Annotated in this window: 15 protein-coding genes and 1 tRNA gene; 11 read left to right on the plus strand and 5 right to left on the minus strand. The window is 60.5% G+C overall.

What is annotated here, in order from left to right; genetic code table 11:
- The first annotated feature begins 34 nt into the window (after positions 1 to 34).
- Both PBDP_RS01015 and PBDP_RS01020 read left to right on the plus strand, forming a co-directional pair.
- On the plus strand, positions 35 to 607 hold the full coding sequence (locus PBDP_RS01015) for an RNA polymerase sigma factor (RefSeq protein WP_109756570.1): 573 nt from the start codon (positions 35 to 37) through the stop codon (positions 605 to 607).
- Positions 604 to 1,215 carry a hypothetical protein gene (locus PBDP_RS01020; protein WP_212801704.1) on the plus strand — a complete coding sequence of 204 codons (612 nt, stop codon included), beginning with the start codon at positions 604 to 606 and terminating at the stop codon, positions 1,213 to 1,215. Before PBDP_RS01015 ends, PBDP_RS01020 begins: the two co-directional genes overlap by 4 nt.
- Positions 1,216 to 1,310: 95 nt before the next feature.
- On the opposite strand, the gene PBDP_RS01025 is transcribed toward PBDP_RS01020, so the two are convergent.
- The 3 genes from PBDP_RS01025 to PBDP_RS01035 all read right to left on the minus strand — a co-directional run bounded on the left by PBDP_RS01025 (position 1,311) and on the right by PBDP_RS01035 (position 2,893).
- Entirely contained in the window at positions 1,311 to 1,835 is a 525-nt protein-coding gene (locus tag PBDP_RS01025) for an AidA/PixA family protein (protein WP_109756568.1), read from the minus strand.
- Between the two features lie 119 nt (positions 1,836 to 1,954).
- Positions 1,955 to 2,458, minus strand: a complete 504-nt coding sequence (locus tag PBDP_RS01030) for an inclusion body family protein (protein ID WP_018606623.1) — start codon at positions 2,456 to 2,458, stop codon at positions 1,955 to 1,957.
- 358 nt (positions 2,459 to 2,816) lie between these two features.
- Positions 2,817 to 2,893, minus strand: a tRNA-Arg gene (locus tag PBDP_RS01035).
- A 349-nt stretch (positions 2,894 to 3,242) separates the two neighbouring features.
- Here PBDP_RS01035 and gabD point away from each other — a divergent pair.
- From gabD to PBDP_RS01050, 3 genes are all read left to right on the plus strand, one after another.
- Positions 3,243 to 4,685, plus strand: coding sequence for an NADP-dependent succinate-semialdehyde dehydrogenase (gene gabD, locus PBDP_RS01040; RefSeq protein ID WP_109756567.1), 1,443 nt, complete (start codon positions 3,243 to 3,245; stop codon positions 4,683 to 4,685).
- Between the two features lie 171 nt (positions 4,686 to 4,856).
- Positions 4,857 to 6,134: a 4-aminobutyrate--2-oxoglutarate transaminase gene (gabT, locus tag PBDP_RS01045; RefSeq protein ID WP_109756566.1), complete on the plus strand. Its 1,278-nt coding sequence runs from the start codon at positions 4,857 to 4,859 to the stop codon at positions 6,132 to 6,134.
- 138 nt (positions 6,135 to 6,272) lie between these two features.
- Positions 6,273 to 7,490 (plus strand): HDOD domain-containing protein, encoded by a 1,218-nt coding sequence (locus PBDP_RS01050; RefSeq protein ID WP_176688819.1) that lies wholly within the window; start codon positions 6,273 to 6,275, stop codon positions 7,488 to 7,490.
- A 50-nt stretch (positions 7,491 to 7,540) separates the two neighbouring features.
- On the opposite strand, the gene PBDP_RS01055 is transcribed toward PBDP_RS01050, so the two are convergent.
- Both PBDP_RS01055 and desA read right to left on the minus strand, forming a co-directional pair.
- Positions 7,541 to 8,530: a GGDEF domain-containing protein gene (locus PBDP_RS01055; RefSeq protein WP_109756564.1), complete on the minus strand. Its 990-nt coding sequence runs from the start codon at positions 8,528 to 8,530 to the stop codon at positions 7,541 to 7,543.
- 323 nt (positions 8,531 to 8,853) lie between these two features.
- On the minus strand, positions 8,854 to 10,038 hold the full coding sequence (desA, locus tag PBDP_RS01060; RefSeq protein ID WP_109756563.1) for a delta-9 fatty acid desaturase DesA: 1,185 nt from the start codon (positions 10,036 to 10,038) through the stop codon (positions 8,854 to 8,856).
- Positions 10,039 to 10,184: 146 nt separating this feature from the next.
- Between desA and dibA the strand changes: the two genes are divergently transcribed.
- The 6 genes from dibA to PBDP_RS01090 all read left to right on the plus strand — a co-directional run bounded on the left by dibA (position 10,185) and on the right by PBDP_RS01090 (position 16,462).
- Positions 10,185 to 12,092: a phosphodiesterase DibA gene (gene dibA, locus PBDP_RS01065; RefSeq protein ID WP_109756562.1), complete on the plus strand. Its 1,908-nt coding sequence runs from the start codon at positions 10,185 to 10,187 to the stop codon at positions 12,090 to 12,092.
- A gap of 144 nt (positions 12,093 to 12,236) precedes the next feature.
- Positions 12,237 to 12,419: a sulfur starvation response protein OscA gene (oscA, locus tag PBDP_RS01070; RefSeq protein WP_109756561.1), complete on the plus strand. Its 183-nt coding sequence runs from the start codon at positions 12,237 to 12,239 to the stop codon at positions 12,417 to 12,419.
- 137 nt (positions 12,420 to 12,556) lie between these two features.
- Positions 12,557 to 13,570, plus strand: a complete 1,014-nt coding sequence (locus tag PBDP_RS01075; protein WP_116833893.1) for a sulfate ABC transporter substrate-binding protein — start codon at positions 12,557 to 12,559, stop codon at positions 13,568 to 13,570.
- 198 nt (positions 13,571 to 13,768) lie between these two features.
- Complete coding sequence (cysT, locus tag PBDP_RS01080) at positions 13,769 to 14,587, plus strand: sulfate ABC transporter permease subunit CysT (RefSeq protein WP_013692011.1); 819 nt, start codon at positions 13,769 to 13,771, stop codon at positions 14,585 to 14,587.
- A 12-nt stretch (positions 14,588 to 14,599) separates the two neighbouring features.
- Positions 14,600 to 15,469 carry a sulfate ABC transporter permease subunit CysW gene (gene cysW, locus PBDP_RS01085; protein WP_212801705.1) on the plus strand — a complete coding sequence of 290 codons (870 nt, stop codon included), beginning with the start codon at positions 14,600 to 14,602 and terminating at the stop codon, positions 15,467 to 15,469.
- Between the two features lie 3 nt (positions 15,470 to 15,472).
- The gene (locus tag PBDP_RS01090; protein ID WP_109756559.1) at positions 15,473 to 16,462 is read left to right on the plus strand and encodes a sulfate/molybdate ABC transporter ATP-binding protein; all 990 of its coding nucleotides are present in this window, start codon (positions 15,473 to 15,475) and stop codon (positions 16,460 to 16,462) included.
- Positions 16,463 to 16,489 lie beyond the last annotated feature (27 nt).

Below are 16,489 nucleotides of genomic sequence, written 5' to 3' on the forward strand. Positions count from 1 at the left end.
GATTGTTCCACATCGAAAGGAGTTCGCCACCCACATGCCCGCTGCGCTTGATCCTCCCAGCGACGAATCGCTGCTGACCCGCTACCGCAACGGCGACAAGGCTTCTTTTGAAGTCCTCTACGCCCGTCATAGGTTAGGGCTTTACCGTTTCCTCGTGTCCTTGAGCAACAAGGCCGAACTGGCCGAGGAAGTCTTCCAGGAGACCTGGCTCAGCCTGATCCGCAGCACCACCCAGCCACAAGGCCGGGCGAGTTTTCGTACCTGGCTATTCCAGATTGCCCGCAACCGCTTGATCGATCACTGGCGCAAACACGGGGTCCACAACCCGTTGCACGACAGTTACGACGAGCAGCTTCACGTCCAGCCCGACGACACCAATAGTCCTGAGCAACAGCTGAGCCTGAGTCGCGACCAGGCCCGTCTCGATGCGGCGTTGCAGGCCTTGCCCGAAGATCAGCGGGAAGTCTTCCTGCTGCGCCTGCACGGCGACCTGGAGCTGCCACAGATCGCCGCCTTGACCGGCGCCCCGCTGGAAACGGTCAAAAGCCGCTTGCGTTACGCCCAGCAGAAATTGCATCGACTGCTGGCCGAGGAGGTACCCGCATGATTGATTCCAAACATATCCCGGATCCCGACGACGAAAGGCTGATCGAGCATTTCCGTCAACACGCCAGCGGCGAGCCTCCGGCCTCCCTGGACGCCTTCATTCTGGCCACCGCCCGCCGCGAAGCCCCGACACCAAGCCTATGGCAACGCTGGCTGCAAGCCTGCCAACGGCCGCGCTGGCAAATGGCATTCGCCACAGTCGCCGGCGTGGCGTTGATGATTGGCCTGGTGCTGCGTTCGCCCGTGCCTCATGACGAGCTGTCCTCACCCGCCTCGATGGAGCTTTCCGCCGATCGGCAAGCGCCCGCCGTTGCCGCTGCACCGCCGCCGGCCATGCCCGCTCCTGCACCGATCACCCGCATGGCGCCCCAAGGCGAACTGGCCCGGGCCCCGGCAAGCCCGATGCAATCATTGGTGGAAAAACCAGCGGCGAAGATGAGCAAATCCGCGCCGGCTGCGCAGCCATCGCTGGAGCAAGGCTTGCTGGAAATCCTGCGCTTGCGCGAGGCGGGTGAGAGTAAGGCTGCTGATGAGAAGCTGCTGGCGCTGCACAAGCGTTTTCCCAAGGAAGACCTGCCGGCGCGGTTGGAGGCACTGCAAAAGCGTTGAGTAAACCTGCGTCGCTAAAAGCGTCCAGGTCCTGGCGACCTGGGCGCTTTTTTTTGCAAGGGGGTAACCTGGTTTAACGAGGGGCAGGCGTCCACTCACTCGACGATGACGTCAACTGCCCAACTGAAATAACCCGCCACTTCACACTGGCTGTTCACCAACATAAACCTCAACTCACTGCTCTCCTTGCCTTGACTGAGCGGTCGGCAACGCCAGAAGTGATCATCAGTCTGTTGGGGGATGGGTTGGGTGAGGTTTTCGACGTCGATGGCCGGTACGGTCTGATCGGCGTTTACCACCAACTCCGGCGCTGGCAGAACTTCTCCAGTCTCGACCGCAAATTCATAGAGCACCACGCTGTGCTCGGCTCGAAGGGCGATGGTGCGACTGCGTAGATGGGTGATGCGACCGAGACTTATGGGCAGCCCCCTGCTGTCGATTTTTGTATTGGACAGAAGGGCGCCTCCAAGAAGGAAAATGAAATGCTCATCAATGGGCGTTGGCGTATTCGGATCCTGGCTGGCCTGTGGATAACGCGAGAGCAGTGTCTCGGCGTCAACGATAAGCGAAACATGCGCAGTGCCTGTTTCGCTGGAAATAGCGCTGGGTTCGGTAGACATCACGGCTTCCTTTCATGATGTTGGCGGTAGTCGCGGCCGCTTTGGTAGAGCGAAACATCCTGTTTGGTCGCAGCGGCCGCGAGTTTGGTTGGCCCCTTGTCGCCAAGGGGCCGGCTACATCAGTTGTGAATGGAAATGAACGGGTCCCACGAGCAGCAGGCGACGATGCTGCAGTTGCGGTCGACGATCAGGAAGTTGAAGTGATAGGTCACTCGGCCACAAGCCAGGGTTTCCGAAGACCAGTAGTGGTTATCGACCTTTTGGCAACTGGGGACTGACGGGTTGCTGGTGTTGGGTACCGCGACGCAAGCGGTAGCCTTGCGCGGCGAGGGTGGGGAGATCAATTCGTTGCCCGCGTTGCCGATGAACTTGTAGAAGATCACCGCCGTTTCGAAACTCTGCGACAGGCTGGTTTCACGCCAGCGGATCAGATCGCCGACCTGGGCCTTCAAGTCGAGTTCGCCACCAGCCTGGCCGCTCACCACGTTGTCCTGGTTCGTCACCATGTATACGTGCTTGAAGTCGATCAGCGTTGGCGAGTTGGGGTTTTTACTAATGTTCGGGTAGTTTTTCAGGATGGTTTCAGTATCGATTGAAACCAGCACATCCGTGACTCGAGACATTATGAAGCTCCTTGATAGTAGGTCTTTGGCCTCGTGCCAAAAGACAATTACGTTTCACCGCGTCGCGGCCTGCGTGTGCACTATCGGAAGGAATTTTTTTGTCACGGATACGAGCTGGCCTGGCTCCATGCCGACTGGCTGACGATTCAGGTTCCTTCCTGCAGGTCGCGATGGTGACTATAGGTCGGATCAGGAAGCTGTCAAAAAACAAAATCATATTAACGAGGGCGCGCTCGGTGCTTCTGGATTTGCGCATCTGATGTGCTGGCTCGTGGACAACCCAAAAACAAAAAACCCGCACAGGGCGGGCTTCTTGGGGTGTTTCGTAGACTGTCCGGGACAGGTCTAGAATGGGATATGGTGCACCAGGCGGGATTCGAACCCACGACCCCTGCCTTCGGAGGGCAGTACTCTATCCAGCTGAGCTACTGGTGCGACGCGGGCGCCATGATACTCATATGCATGGCGGGCGTCCATGCTGCTGATTTGCCGGTGTTTTCATGAGTCTGGGCTGGTGTCGGCTACGCTGATCAGAAAAAGCGGGCAAATTCGTATTTTTCGTTCTTTTTTTCGAACAGCCTATTGTCCTTCACCCCCATCGGCCCTAGGATTCGTTTGAGATTTCAAACGCTCTTGTCTGGGTGCTGAACCGCACGTCTGTGCTTATGTGCGTTATTTCTGTGCTTCAGCCCGGTGAATGATTTCCCTGACGGCAGCCCCCGAGGCGCCTTTCTACAAATCTAATTCGCTCCGCGCGTGCGCGGTGCTGTTAAGGAAAGCCGACATGCAGCTTAAAGACACCCAGTTGTTCCGCCAGCAAGCCTTTATCGATGGCGCTTGGGTCGATGCGGACAATGGTCAGACGATCAATGTCACCAACCCGGCGACGGGCGAAGTCCTGGGCACCGTGCCGAAGATGGGCGCTGCCGAAACCCGTCGTGCGATTGAAGCCGCCGACAAGGCACTGCCGGCCTGGCGTGCGCTGACGGCCAAGGAGCGCGCCAACAAGCTGCGCCGCTGGTACGAGTTGCTGATCGAAAACCAGGACGACCTCGGTCGCCTGATGACCCTGGAACAAGGCAAGCCGCTGGCCGAAGCCAAGGGCGAAATCGTCTACGCCGCCTCGTTCATCGAATGGTTCGCCGAGGAAGCCAAGCGCATCTACGGCGACGTGATTCCTGGCCACCAGCCCGACAAGCGCCTGATCGTGATCAAGCAGCCGATCGGCGTGACCGCGGCCATTACCCCGTGGAACTTCCCCGCCGCGATGATCACCCGCAAGGCCGGTCCGGCCCTGGCTGCCGGTTGCACCATGGTCATCAAGCCGGCTTCGCAAACCCCGTTCTCGGCCCTGGCACTGGTGGAGCTGGCACACCGTGCCGGCATTCCACAAGGCGTGCTGAGCGTGGTCACCGGCAGTGCCGGCGACATCGGCGGTGAGCTGACCAGCAACCCGATCGTGCGCAAGCTGTCGTTCACCGGCTCGACCGAGATCGGTCGCCAATTGATGGCCGAATGCGCCAAGGACATCAAGAAGGTCTCCCTGGAGCTGGGCGGCAACGCGCCGTTCATCGTGTTCGACGACGCGGACCTGGATAAGGCCGTGGAAGGCGCGATCATTTCCAAATACCGCAACAACGGTCAGACCTGCGTCTGCGCCAACCGCCTGTACATCCAGGATTCGGTGTACGACGCCTTCGCCGAAAAACTCAAGGCGGCGGTTGCCAAGCTCAAGATCGGCAATGGTCTGGACGATGGCACCACCACCGGTCCGTTGATCGACGGCAAGGCGGTCGCCAAGGTGCAGGAACACATCGCCGATGCAGTCAGCAAAGGCGCGACCGTGCTGTCGGGTGGCAAGGCGATGGAAGGCAACTTCTTCGAGCCGACCATCCTGACCAACGTACCGAAAAACGCCGCCGTAGCGAAGGAAGAGACCTTCGGCCCGCTGGCGCCGCTGTTCCGCTTCAAAGACGAAGCTGAAGTGATCGCGATGTCCAACGACACCGAGTTCGGCCTGGCCTCGTACTTCTATGCCCGTGACCTGGGCCGTGTGTTCCGTGTGGCCGAAGCCCTGGAGTACGGCATGGTCGGCGTCAACACCGGGTTGATTTCCAACGAAGTCGCGCCGTTCGGCGGTATCAAGGCTTCGGGCCTGGGCCGTGAAGGCTCCAAGTACGGCATCGAGGACTATCTGGAAATCAAATACCTCTGCCTGGGTATCTGATCCGCTTCAAGCGCAAAGGGCACGAGAGCGCTGTCCCTTTGCGTGTTTTACCTGTTCTGTTTCTTGTGGCCGGAACCCTGTGGCAGTCGATCATCGCATGCTGTCGCAGTTGCCTCCCCGCCATGTATTCCTTGAACTACGCCGACCGATGAGCGGCGAATGAGGACTGTAATGAGCAAGACTAACGCTGACTTGATGGCCCGCCGTACCGCCGCTGTTCCCCGTGGTGTCGGCCAGATTCACCCGATCTTCGCCGAATCGGCGAAGAACGCCACGGTAACCGACGTCGAAGGCCGTGAATTCATCGACTTCGCCGGCGGCATCGCCGTGCTGAACACCGGCCACGTGCACCCGAAAATCATCGCCGCCGTGACCGAGCAACTGAACAAACTGACCCATACCTGCTTCCAGGTCCTGGCCTACGAGCCATACGTGGAACTGTGCGAAAAAATCAACGCCAAGGTCCCAGGTGATTTCGCCAAGAAAACCCTGCTGGTCACCACCGGTTCGGAAGCGGTGGAAAACGCCGTGAAAATCGCCCGCGCCGCCACTGGTCGTGCCGGTGTCATCGCCTTCACCGGTGCTTACCACGGTCGCACCATGATGACCCTGGGCTTGACCGGCAAAGTCGTGCCGTATTCGGCGGGCATGGGCCTGATGCCCGGCGGTATCTTCCGCGCGCTGTACCCGAACGAACTGCATGGCGTGAGCATCGATGATTCCATCGCCAGCATCGAGCGTATCTTCAAGAACGACGCCGAACCGCGTGACATCGCGGCAATCATCATCGAGCCAGTGCAGGGCGAGGGTGGTTTCTATGTGGCGCCGAAGGAGTTCATGAAGCGTCTGCGCGCCCTGTGCGACCAGCACGGTATCCTGCTGATCGCTGACGAAGTGCAGACTGGCGCCGGCCGTACCGGCACCTTCTTTGCCATGGAGCAGATGGGCGTTGCCGCCGACCTGACCACCTTCGCCAAATCCATCGCTGGCGGTTTCCCGTTGGCTGGTGTGTGCGGCAAGGCCGAGTACATGGATGCCATCGCACCGGGTGGCCTGGGCGGCACCTATGCCGGTAGCCCGATCGCCTGTGCGGCGGCGCTGGCGGTGATGGAAGTGTTCGAAGAAGAACACCTGCTTGATCGCTGCAAGGCCGTGGGCGAGCGTCTGGTGACTGGCCTCAAGGCTATCCAGAAGAAGTACCCGGTCATCGGTGAGGTGCGTGCACTGGGCGCGATGATTGCCGTGGAGCTGTTCGAAAACGGCGACTCCCACAAGCCGAATGCCGCCGCGGTCGCTCAGGTCGTGGCCAAGGCGCGCGACAAGGGTCTGATCCTGCTGTCCTGCGGCACCTACGGCAACGTTCTGCGGGTGCTGGTGCCGCTGACCGCGCCGGATGAGCAACTGGACAAGGGCCTGGCAATCATCGAAGAGTGCTTCTCCGAGCTCTGAGCCCGGGTTGTGCACTGATCCACAGAAACCCGCCTTTTGGCGGGTTTTTTTCATATCCGCGAACCTGCCAGTGGATTTTGGGCTGTCTGGAACGGCCACCAGCGTCTAAGGTGCAAGTATGGCAAGGGAGCATGCTGCATGACTGCTGTGGACTTACCCGCTGTACCACGAGTGTTGATCGCCGAGGCCGATCCGGCGTCCCGTGAGCTGCTCGAACAGGTGTTGTCGAGTGTGCGCTGCGATGCTCGGGTGGACACCTGTGGCGAGGGCAAACAGGCTTTGGAATTGTTGGCGAGCCATCCCTACGATCTGGTGATCGCCGATTGGGAGCTGCCGGGGGTTGATGGCCTGGCGATCCTGCGTGGCCTTCGCCAGCAGCACCGTACCCCACCGCTGCCGTTCATCCTGATGAGCCGTCGAAACGACAGCGCCAGCGTGCGCGAGGTCTTGCCGCTGGCGCCGACCGCGTATTTGACCAAGCCCTTGAACCGGGAAAACCTGACCCAGCGTTTGCAGGGGTTGTTGTTGGGCGGCGGTGAGGAAACGTCCAACGACGCGCCGATCCCGGGAGCGGGGTTGACTCTGCCTACTTTTCTGGAACGTCGGCGTGATCTGTCCGAGGGCGCGCCTTTGATGACCGATGTGCAAGTGGCGGTCAAGCGCAGCCTCAACCCCGGCGGCCTGGACCTGAAACTGCTCGAAGAAGAAATCCGCACCGACCCGCAAATCACTGCGGTGCTGATCGCCGCCGCCAATAGCGCTGCCCAGCATCAGGGTGGTGGCCCGGTGCAGACCGTGGCCCAGGCGCTGCACCAGCTCGGCACCGGGCAAAGCATGAACCTGATCCTCGGCCTTACCCTCAAGCGCTGTGCCAGGCTTAGTGTCCCGTGCCTGGCGGATTATGCCGAGCGTTACTGGGAGCTATCGCTGCACACGGCCGAATACGCCCGGACGATGGCGCGGTTGCTGGACCTGGAGCAGGAGCGCTGTTATTGCGCCGGATTATTGCATCGCCTGGGCGACCTGGCGTTGCTGCGCTGTCTGGAGGAGTGGAAACAGGCCGGTGGCGAGTTGGACGAGCCGGAGGAAGTAGGCGACTCGCTGGTCAAGTTCGGCGCCAGTTTTGGCTCGGCGTTACGGGCCCGCTGGCGTCTGCCGTTGGAGCTGCGAGAGTTGATCGCGGCGGTCTACAGCCTTGGGGGCGGGGTTTATTCCCGTGAAGCCTTGGTGATGAACATGGCGGCGCAGATGGCGCATCTGCCTGCCCATGAAGGTCTTGAAGAACTGGCCCGTGGCCGTACGGCGCGGTTGCTGAAGATTGGCTTGCCGGAGTTGATGCGGTTGCGCCGTAAATAAAGCCATCCAACCTCCGGGGGATGGCTGGATTCAATTGCACTGCGATTGCGTCAAGCGGCAATGATGCGGTTCTTGCCCTTGCGCTTGGCTTCGTACATGGCTGCGTCGGCGCGCGCGAACAGGTTGTCGAGGCTCTGGTCGTCGGCGGTGATGCTGGTCAGACCCTGACTGACGGTAATGCCAAAGGCCTGCTCGCCGCAGCGAAACATCAGGCGCTGGATTTCCCGTTGCAACCGCTCGGCGACCTGCAATGCCATGTCTGGGGCGCAGCCGGGGAACACCGCGGCGAACTCTTCACCACCGATCCGCCCGAACAGATCACCGCGCCTGAGCACGGACCGTCCGCTTTCGGCGATTTTCTGCAACACGTTGTCGCCTTCCTGATGACCGTAGGTGTCGTTGATTACCTTGAAGTCATCGATGTCCAGCAACAGGAACGCCATTGGCATCCCTTGTAGCCTGGCCTGCTCGAACTCACGGTTGGCGCATTCGAAAAAATGCCGGCGATTGCTGCTCTGGGTCAGCACATCGGTGGTCGCCAGGCGCTGCAATTCACTTTCCAGCAGCTTCTTTTCGGTGATGTCCTCGGCGATACCGACCACGATCACCGGTTGCCCGGGCTCGGCCTTGCGGTTGATGAAGCACTTGTCGCTCAGCCAGCGGACCTGGCCATCACCAGCGATGATGCGGTATTCACGGTCCTCGACGGCGCCCTTGACCAATACTTCGGCCAGGCTGCGTTCGGCGTATTCCAGGTCGTCGGGGTAGATTGCGTCGCGCCATTCATTGTAGTCAGCCAGGACCAGGCCTGCGGGGCGGCCGAAGATCCGCTCGTAGGCCGGGCTGACATACAGCACTTGCCGGGTTTCCCAGTTGAACGCCCAGAGCACGGCATTGACGCTGACCAGCAGCGAGCTGAACAACTGCTCACGCTCGCTCAGACGCGCCACTTCGCCTTGGGCATGCATCAGCGCCATGAGCGTCTGGGCCGCCTCGGGCCATTGAGGTAGGGAATAATCCTGTAGGTTCTTGTCGACCATCGGCACAAATCTCAAAGAGCGTGCACTGCTGTTGGTTCGCACGCACTTTTCTCCAAAGCCCGCCTGGATGGCGAAGTGCTCTTTGAGATAGGGGATTCTGGGCGAAGTTCCTTTTCAGGCGACGAAGGGCGGGGGATTTAGCGAGTCAAATTATGGGGTTGAACCTGTGGCGAGGGGATTTATCCCCGCTGGGCTGCGAAGCAGCCCTGAAACCTGATGGCGCGGTGTGTCTGGATCACTCGAATCGACTGTCTTGGGGCTGCTGCGCAGCCCAGCGGGGATAAATCCCCTCGCCACAGGAGCCCTTCACCACAGTGGTCTTGTCAGGCCGTGGCAGGCCTTAGCGAGTAGGTCTTGAGTTGGTCGGCAAACTCGCGCAGGGACTGGATGCCACTGGCCTCCGCCTCGTGGACCCATTCCTTGATGGCGGCGAGCATGTCGTGGCCGTTGCTGCTGGTCTTGACCCAGATCTGCTGCAAGGCCAGACGTTTCTCGTAGATCACCTTCAGCGCCTGGCTGTGTTCGAGCATGTTCTGGATGCGCACGTGGTGACGGTCGTCCAGCAGGCTGGTTTCCCGCGACAGCAGGCGTTTGGCCCGGTGGAATTGGTGCCGCACCGAGTGATCGACTTTCTCCAGTTCCTGCTTGACCAGCGGCGCGATGACCAGCCGGCGGTACTGCGCCATGATCTGGAAACGGTTGTTGAGAATCGCCATGGCCGTGTCCATGTCCAGGTGGCCCTTGCCTTCGACCCGGTGGGCGATCGGTGCAACCCGCTGGACCTTGGCCAAGCGCAGGAAACTGAACACCCGGATCCAGGCCCAGCCCAGGTCGAATTCCCATTTGCGTACCGACAGCTTGGCCGAGTTGGGATAGGTGTGGTGGTTGTTGTGCAGTTCTTCGCCGCCGATCAGGATGCCCCAGGGCACCAGGTTGGTTGCCGCGTCGCGGCATTCGAAATTGCGGTAGCCCACGGCATGGCCCAGGCCATTGACCACGCCGGCGGCCCAGACGGGAATCCACATCATCTGGATGGCCCAGATAGTGATGCCGATGGTGCCGAACAGCAGCAGATCGATGCCCGCCATGATCGCCACGCCCAGCAGAGGGAAGCGGCTATAAAGGTTGCGCTCGATCCAGTCTTCGGGGCAGTTCTTGCCGTAGATGCGCAGGGTTTCCGGGTTTTCCGCCTCGGCGCGATACAGCTCGGCGCCTTTGCGCAGCACGGTGGACAAGCCTTTGATGACCGGGCTGTGTGGGTCGTCGACGGTCTCGCATTTGGCGTGGTGCTTGCGGTGGATGGCGGTCCACTCGCGGGTGTTCTGTGCCGTGGTCAGCCACAGCCAGAAGCGGAAGAAATGTTTGAGGCCGGCATTGAGCTCCAGGGAGCGATGCGCTGAATAACGGTGCAGGTAGACCGTGACGGCAATGATCGTGACGTGGGTCATCAGCAGGGTGACTGCCACCAGTGACCAGGCCGACAGGCCAAGAAAACCTTCGTACCACATAGGCTGTAGGGCCCTCGAAAAAGATAGAAACTGCCGTTGCATTATCACCGGCCCTACAGATAAAACCAGTCGGCCTTTCAGATAAGAGTGGCTGGATGTTTCTTCCTCTATAATCCCCACCTCTTCGTAGGGACATGGAAGGCCGAATGACTGCCTATCAACGCAGTGCCATGCGCGTAGCGCTGCTTTATCTCGTGCTGTCAGTCGTCTGGCTGCAACTGATTGGTTATTTATTGAGTAGTTTCTTCGATCAATTGGCCGACAGACAGCGTTGGTTACTGATCAACGGTTATGCCTGGATCCTGCTCAGCGCTGGGTTGGTCTTCCTGGCGCGGGCACGGATCTCGCGGTTCTTTGGGAAAAGCGAGCACAGCGCCGATCGAGAGCGCCTGCGCCAGGCTGCCGCCGTCTTCGATTGCACCCGCGAAGGGGTGTTGGTCACGGACCGCAACGGCCTGATCGTGCACGTGAACCGGGCTTTCATGGCGATCACCGGTTATGTGCGCGAGGAAGTGCTGGGCCAGCGTCCCAATCTGTTCAAGTCCGGTCGCCATGGTCCGGATTTCTATCGCGACATGTTTGCCACCCTGGCCAGCCAGGGCGAGTGGAGCGGGGAAATCTGGAATCGGCGCAAAAGTGGTGAGATTTACCCGCAATGGCAGACGATCCGCGTCGTTCGCGATGATAACGACCAGATCAGCCATTATGTCGCGGTGTTTTCGGATATCAGCGCCATCAAGGATTCCGAGCACGAATTGGCTTACCTGGCCCATCACGACCCGCTGACGGGCTTGCCCAACCGCTTGCTGTTTTCTGATCGCACCGAGCAGGCCCTGACGTCGGCGCAGTTGCACAAGCGTGGCTGCGCGTTGTTGCTGCTGGACCTGGATCACTTCAAGAACATCAATGACAGCCTGGGTCATAACGTGGGCGATGAGCTGCTCAAAGGCGTGGCCGAGCGGTTTCGCGGGCTTTTCGCCCCGGGCGTGACCCTGGCCCGGCTGGGGGGCGACGAGTTTGCGGTACTGGTGGAAAACTGCTCGCAGCCAGGCCAGGCAGCGGCGCTGGCCCGGCGCATCCTTGATGCATTGAAAGAGCCACTGCGCTTCGATGACCACGCCTTGTTCATCAATGCCAGCATCGGCATCAGCCTGTTTCCCGGCGATGCCCTCAGCGCCGGGCAACTGCTGCGCAACGCCGATTCGGCCTTGTTCAAGGCCAAGAGTGCCGGGCGCGATGGCTACGCCTTGTACACCGAAGAGCTCACGGCCCACGCTCAGCAACGGGTCGAGATCGCTTTCGAACTGCGTCGCGCGCTGCAGGAACAGGAGCTGCGCGTTCACTACCAGCCGGTACACGACCTGGCGACCAGTCGCCTGATCGGTGTCGAGGCCTTGGTGCGCTGGCAGCATCCCACGCGTGGGTTGGTGTCGCCGGCCGAGTTCATTCCCATCGCTGAGCGCACCGGGCTGATCGCCCAGATCGACGCGTGGGTCATGGAGCAGGCTTGTCGGCAAATGTGCCAGTGGCAGCAAGCCGGCGTGATGCTGTCATTTGTCGCGGTCAACGTCTCCAGTCGATTGTTCGCCCATCACGAGTTGTTCGAGCAAGTCGCCCGGGTACTGCACGACACGGGTCTGGACCCCGCTTGCCTGGAGTTGGAAGTGACCGAAAGCGCGGTGATGGAAGACCCGGAAGTGGCGCTGGAGCAGATGCACCGCCTGCGGGAGTTGGGCGTGCGGCTGGCGATCGACGATTTCGGCACGGGTTATTCGTCGTTGCTGCGGCTCAAGCGCTTGCCGGTGCAGAAGCTCAAGATCGATCAGGGTTTTGTCGCCGGGTTGCCGTGGGATGAGGACGACGCGGCGATCGTCAGGGTGATCGTTGCCCTGGCCCGCAGCATGGGCATGCAGGTGCACGCCGAAGGCATCGAGCAGCGCGAGCAAGCGGTATTCCTGCTCGAACATGCCTGTGAGCTGGGCCAGGGCTACTGGTTTGGGCGGCCTGTTGCGGCGGTGCAACTGGACTGGAGCCATGCACCGGCTATCGCCTGAATATGTCGTGTGACTTGTTTGGTTTTTTGGTTATATAAAAATTCTTAAATAGTCTTTTTAAGAATATCTCGCTTTATCTAGTATTGCTCCCACGCCGTAAGCAGTGCCGCCCACTGCCAGGCATTCATTCAAAGGAGCAGCAGCATGAGCGTATCTCTACGTAGCGTTGACGGCCAGGACGAAGCAACCATCTTGCGCGAGATCCAGAGCGCATTGCGCGATCTACGCTTTGGGGCAGTGGAAATCACTGTGCACAACGCCCAGGTGGTCCAGATCGAACGCAAGGAAAAGTTCCGCCTGCAACAGCCGAGTCATAAGCCGTCTTGAAAAAACCTAGAAGATCGCAGCCTTCGGCAGCTCCTACAGGGGGGCTTGGCGTAGGAGCTGCCGAAGGCTGTGATCTTTTTACCGACCACCCGATTTCCAGAAGCCATAAGAAAACCAGAATTCCAGGAGCTTTCACTATGTCGTCAATTCGTCGTTATGCCCTGGCCGCCCTGGCCAGTGCTGTTTTTGCAGGTTCGGCCGTCGCCAAGGATTATGAGCTGCTCAACGTTTCCTATGACCCGACTCGCGAGCTTTATCAGGATTACAACGCCGAATTCGTCAGTTTCTGGAAGAAAGCGCACCCGGACGACAGCGTGAAGATTCAACAATCCCACGGTGGCTCGGGCAAGCAAGGCAGGGCGGTGATCGATGGCCTGCGGGCTGACGTAGTGACCCTGGCCCTGGCCGGCGACATCGATGAAATCGCCAAGCTGGGCAAGTCCCTGCCGGCGGACTGGCAAAAGCGCCTGCCTGAGGCCAGCACACCCTACACGTCCACCATCGTGTTCCTGGTGCGCAAGGGCAACCCCAAGGGCATCAAGGACTGGGGCGATCTGATCAAGAACGATGTGTCGGTCATTACCCCGAACCCGAAGACCTCCGGCGGTGCTCGCTGGAACTTCCTCGCCGCCTGGGCCTATGGCCTGAAGGCCAACGGCGGTGACGAAGCCAAGGCCAAGGAGTACGTGCAAGCGTTGTTCAAGCACGTGCCGATCCTCGACACCGGTGCTCGTGGTTCGACCATTACCTTCGTCAACAACGGTCAGGGCGACGTGTTGCTGGCCTGGGAAAACGAAGCCTTCCTGGCGCTGAAAGAAGATGGCGGCGCGGACAAGTTCGACATCGTCGTGCCGTCGTTGTCGATCCTCGCCGAACCGCCGGTGGCGGTGGTGGACAAGAACGCCGAGAAAAAGGGCAATCTTGAGATTGCCGAAGCCTACCTCAAGCACCTGTACAGCCCGGCCGGCCAGGAAATCGCCGCGAAGAACTTCTATCGTCCACGTGACAAGGACGTGGCCGCCAAGTATTCCCGGCAGTTCCCGAAACTGGACCTGGTGACCATCGACAAGGACTTCGGTGGCTGGAAAACCGCCCAGCCGAAATTCTTCAATGATGGCGGCGTGTTCGACCAGATCTATCAGGCGCAGTAAGCTGGACAGGCCTGAATGAGCTGATTGCAGGCTAATGCCGGACACTGAATCTGTGGCAAGGGGATGTTGTTGTGGGAGCAAGGCTTGCCCGCGATGAAGGCGATGCGGTCCTTTAGAAACCGAGTCGCCCCCCGTCGCGGGCAAGCCTTGCTCCCACCCAGTTTTGCTCCCACAGTGTGTTTTCAACCAAGGACCTTTATGTCGCGTCGCATATCCCCCGTCATACCCGGCTTCGGGCTGACGCTGGGCTACACCCTGGTGTACCTCAGTCTGATTGTGCTCATACCCCTGGCGGCGATGTTCGTGCATGCCGCCCAACTCACCTGGGAACAGTTCTGGGCGATCATCTCGGCGCCGCGGGTGCTGGCTGCCTTGAAGCTCAGTTTCGGCACGGCGCTGTACGCCGCGATCATCAACGGCGTGATCGGTACGCTGCTGGCCTGGGTGCTGGTGCGCTACACCTTCCCCGGTCGCAAGATCATAGACGCGATGATCGACCTACCGTTCGCCCTGCCCACCGCCGTGGCTGGTATTGCGCTGACGGCGCTGTATGCGCCGACCGGCCTGGTCGGCCAGTTCGCCACCGACCTGGGCTTCAAGATCGCCTACACCCCGTTGGGCATTACCCTGGCGCTGACCTTCGTAACGTTGCCGTTCGTGGTGCGCACGGTGCAGCCGGTGCTGGCCGATATTCCCCGTGAAGTCGAAGAGGCCGCCGCCTGCCTCGGTGCCAAGCCATGGCAGGTGTTCCGTCACATCCTCGTGCCGGCGTTGCTGCCGGCCTGGTTGACCGGCTTCGCCCTGGCCTTTGCCCGTGGCGTGGGCGAGTACGGCTCGGTGATTTTCATCGCCGGCAACATGCCGATGAAAACCGAGATCCTGCCGCTGCTGATCATGGTCAAGCTCGACCAGTACGACTACACCGGCGCCACCTCCATCGGCGTGTTGATGCTGGTGGTTTCCTTCGTCCTGTTGCTGCTGATCAACCTGCTGCAGCGGCGCATCGAAACCCCATAAGGAGGCGCGAACATGTCCCAATCGTCTATTTCCGCGGCCTCCACCAACGCCGCTCGCCGCGGCAGTGCGACTTCGCGGCGAATCCTGATCGGCCTCGGCTGGCTGATCTTTGCGCTGTTCCTGCTGTTGCCGCTGTTCATCGTGGTGTCCCAGGGCCTGAAACTCGGCCTGGGAGCGTTCTTCACGGCGGTTTTTGAACCTGACGCGCTGTCGGCGTTGAAGCTCACGGTGATTGCGGTGCTGATCTCGGTGCCGCTGAACCTGGTGTTCGGTGTCAGCGCTGCGTGGTGCGTGAGCAAATATTCATTCCGTGGCAAGAGCATGCTGGTGACCCTGATCGACTTGCCGTTCTCGGTATCGCCGGTGATCGCCGGCCTGGTCTATGTGCTGATGTTCGGCGCCCAGGGCCTGTTCGGGCCATGGCTGTCGGATCACGACATCCAGATCGTGTTCGCGCTGCCGGGCATCGTCCTGGCGACCATCTTCGTCACCGTGCCGTTCGTGGCCCGTGAGCTGATCCCGCTGATGCAGGAGCAGGGCACCCAGGAAGAAGAAGCCGCGCGCCTGCTGGGCGCCAATGGCTGGCAGATGTTCTGGCATGTCACCGTGCCGAACATCAAGTGGGGGCTGATCTATGGCGTGGTGCTGTGTACCGCCCGGGCCATGGGCGAGTTCGGCGCGGTGTCGGTGGTGTCCGGGCACATTCGCGGGGTGACCAACACCCTGCCGCTGCACGTCGAGATCCTCTACAACGAATACAACCACGTGGCCGCGTTCGCCGTGGCGAGCCTGTTGCTGATCCTGGCGCTCTTCATCCTGCTGCTCAAGCAGTGGAGCGAAAACCGAATCAACCGCCTGCGCGCCAGCGCCGCGGAGGAATAAGTCATGTCGATCGAAGTTCGTAACGTCAGCAAGAATTTCAACGCCTTCAAGGCCCTGGACGATATCAGCCTGGACATCCAGAGCGGTGAACTGGTGGCGCTGCTGGGCCCGTCGGGCTGCGGCAAGACCACTCTGCTGCGGATCATCGCCGGCCTCGAAACCCCGGACCAGGGCAACATCGTGTTCCACGGCGAGGACGTTTCCGGCCACGACGTACGTGATCGCAACGTCGGTTTCGTGTTCCAGCACTACGCTTTGTTCCGCCACATGACGGTGTTCGATAACGTTGCCTTCGGCCTGCGCATGAAGCCCAAGAACCAGCGCCCGAACGAAAGCCAGATCGCGACCAAGGTCCACGAATTGCTGAACATGGTGCAACTGGACTGGCTCGCCGACCGCTATCCCGAGCAGTTATCCGGCGGCCAGCGCCAGCGCATTGCCCTGGCCCGCGCATTGGCGGTGGAGCCCAAGGTATTGCTGCTGGACGAACCCTTCGGCGCCCTCGACGCCAAGGTCCGCAAGGAACTGCGTCGCTGGCTGGCGCGGCTGCACGAGGACATCAACCTGACCTCGGTGTTCGTGACCCACGACCAGGAAGAAGCCATGGAAGTCGCCGACCGGATCGTGGTGATGAACAAAGGCGTGATCGAGCAGATCGGCTCACCGGGTGATGTGTATGAAAACCCGGCCAGCGACTTTGTGTATCACTTCCTCGGCGACTCGAACCGCCTGCACTTGGGTGAGGACCGGCATGTGCTGTTCCGCCCTCACGAAGTGTCCCTGTCGCGCTCGGAGCTGGAAGACCACCATGCCGCCGAAGTGCGGGATATTCGCCCGCTCGGCGCCACCACTCGGGTAACCCTGAAGGTGGAAGGCCAGAGCGAATTGATCGAAGCCGAAGTGGTTAAGGACCACGACAGCCTGGTGGGCCTGGCGAAGGGCGAGACGCTGTTCTTCAAGCCGAAGGTCTGGCAGAAAGTCTCAAACCTTTAAAAGCAAAAAGCATCGCGAGCGGGCTCG

Source organism: Pseudomonas sp. St290, from assembly GCF_018325805.1.
GTDB classification, from domain to species: Bacteria; Pseudomonadota; Gammaproteobacteria; order Pseudomonadales; family Pseudomonadaceae; genus Aquipseudomonas; species Aquipseudomonas bijieensis.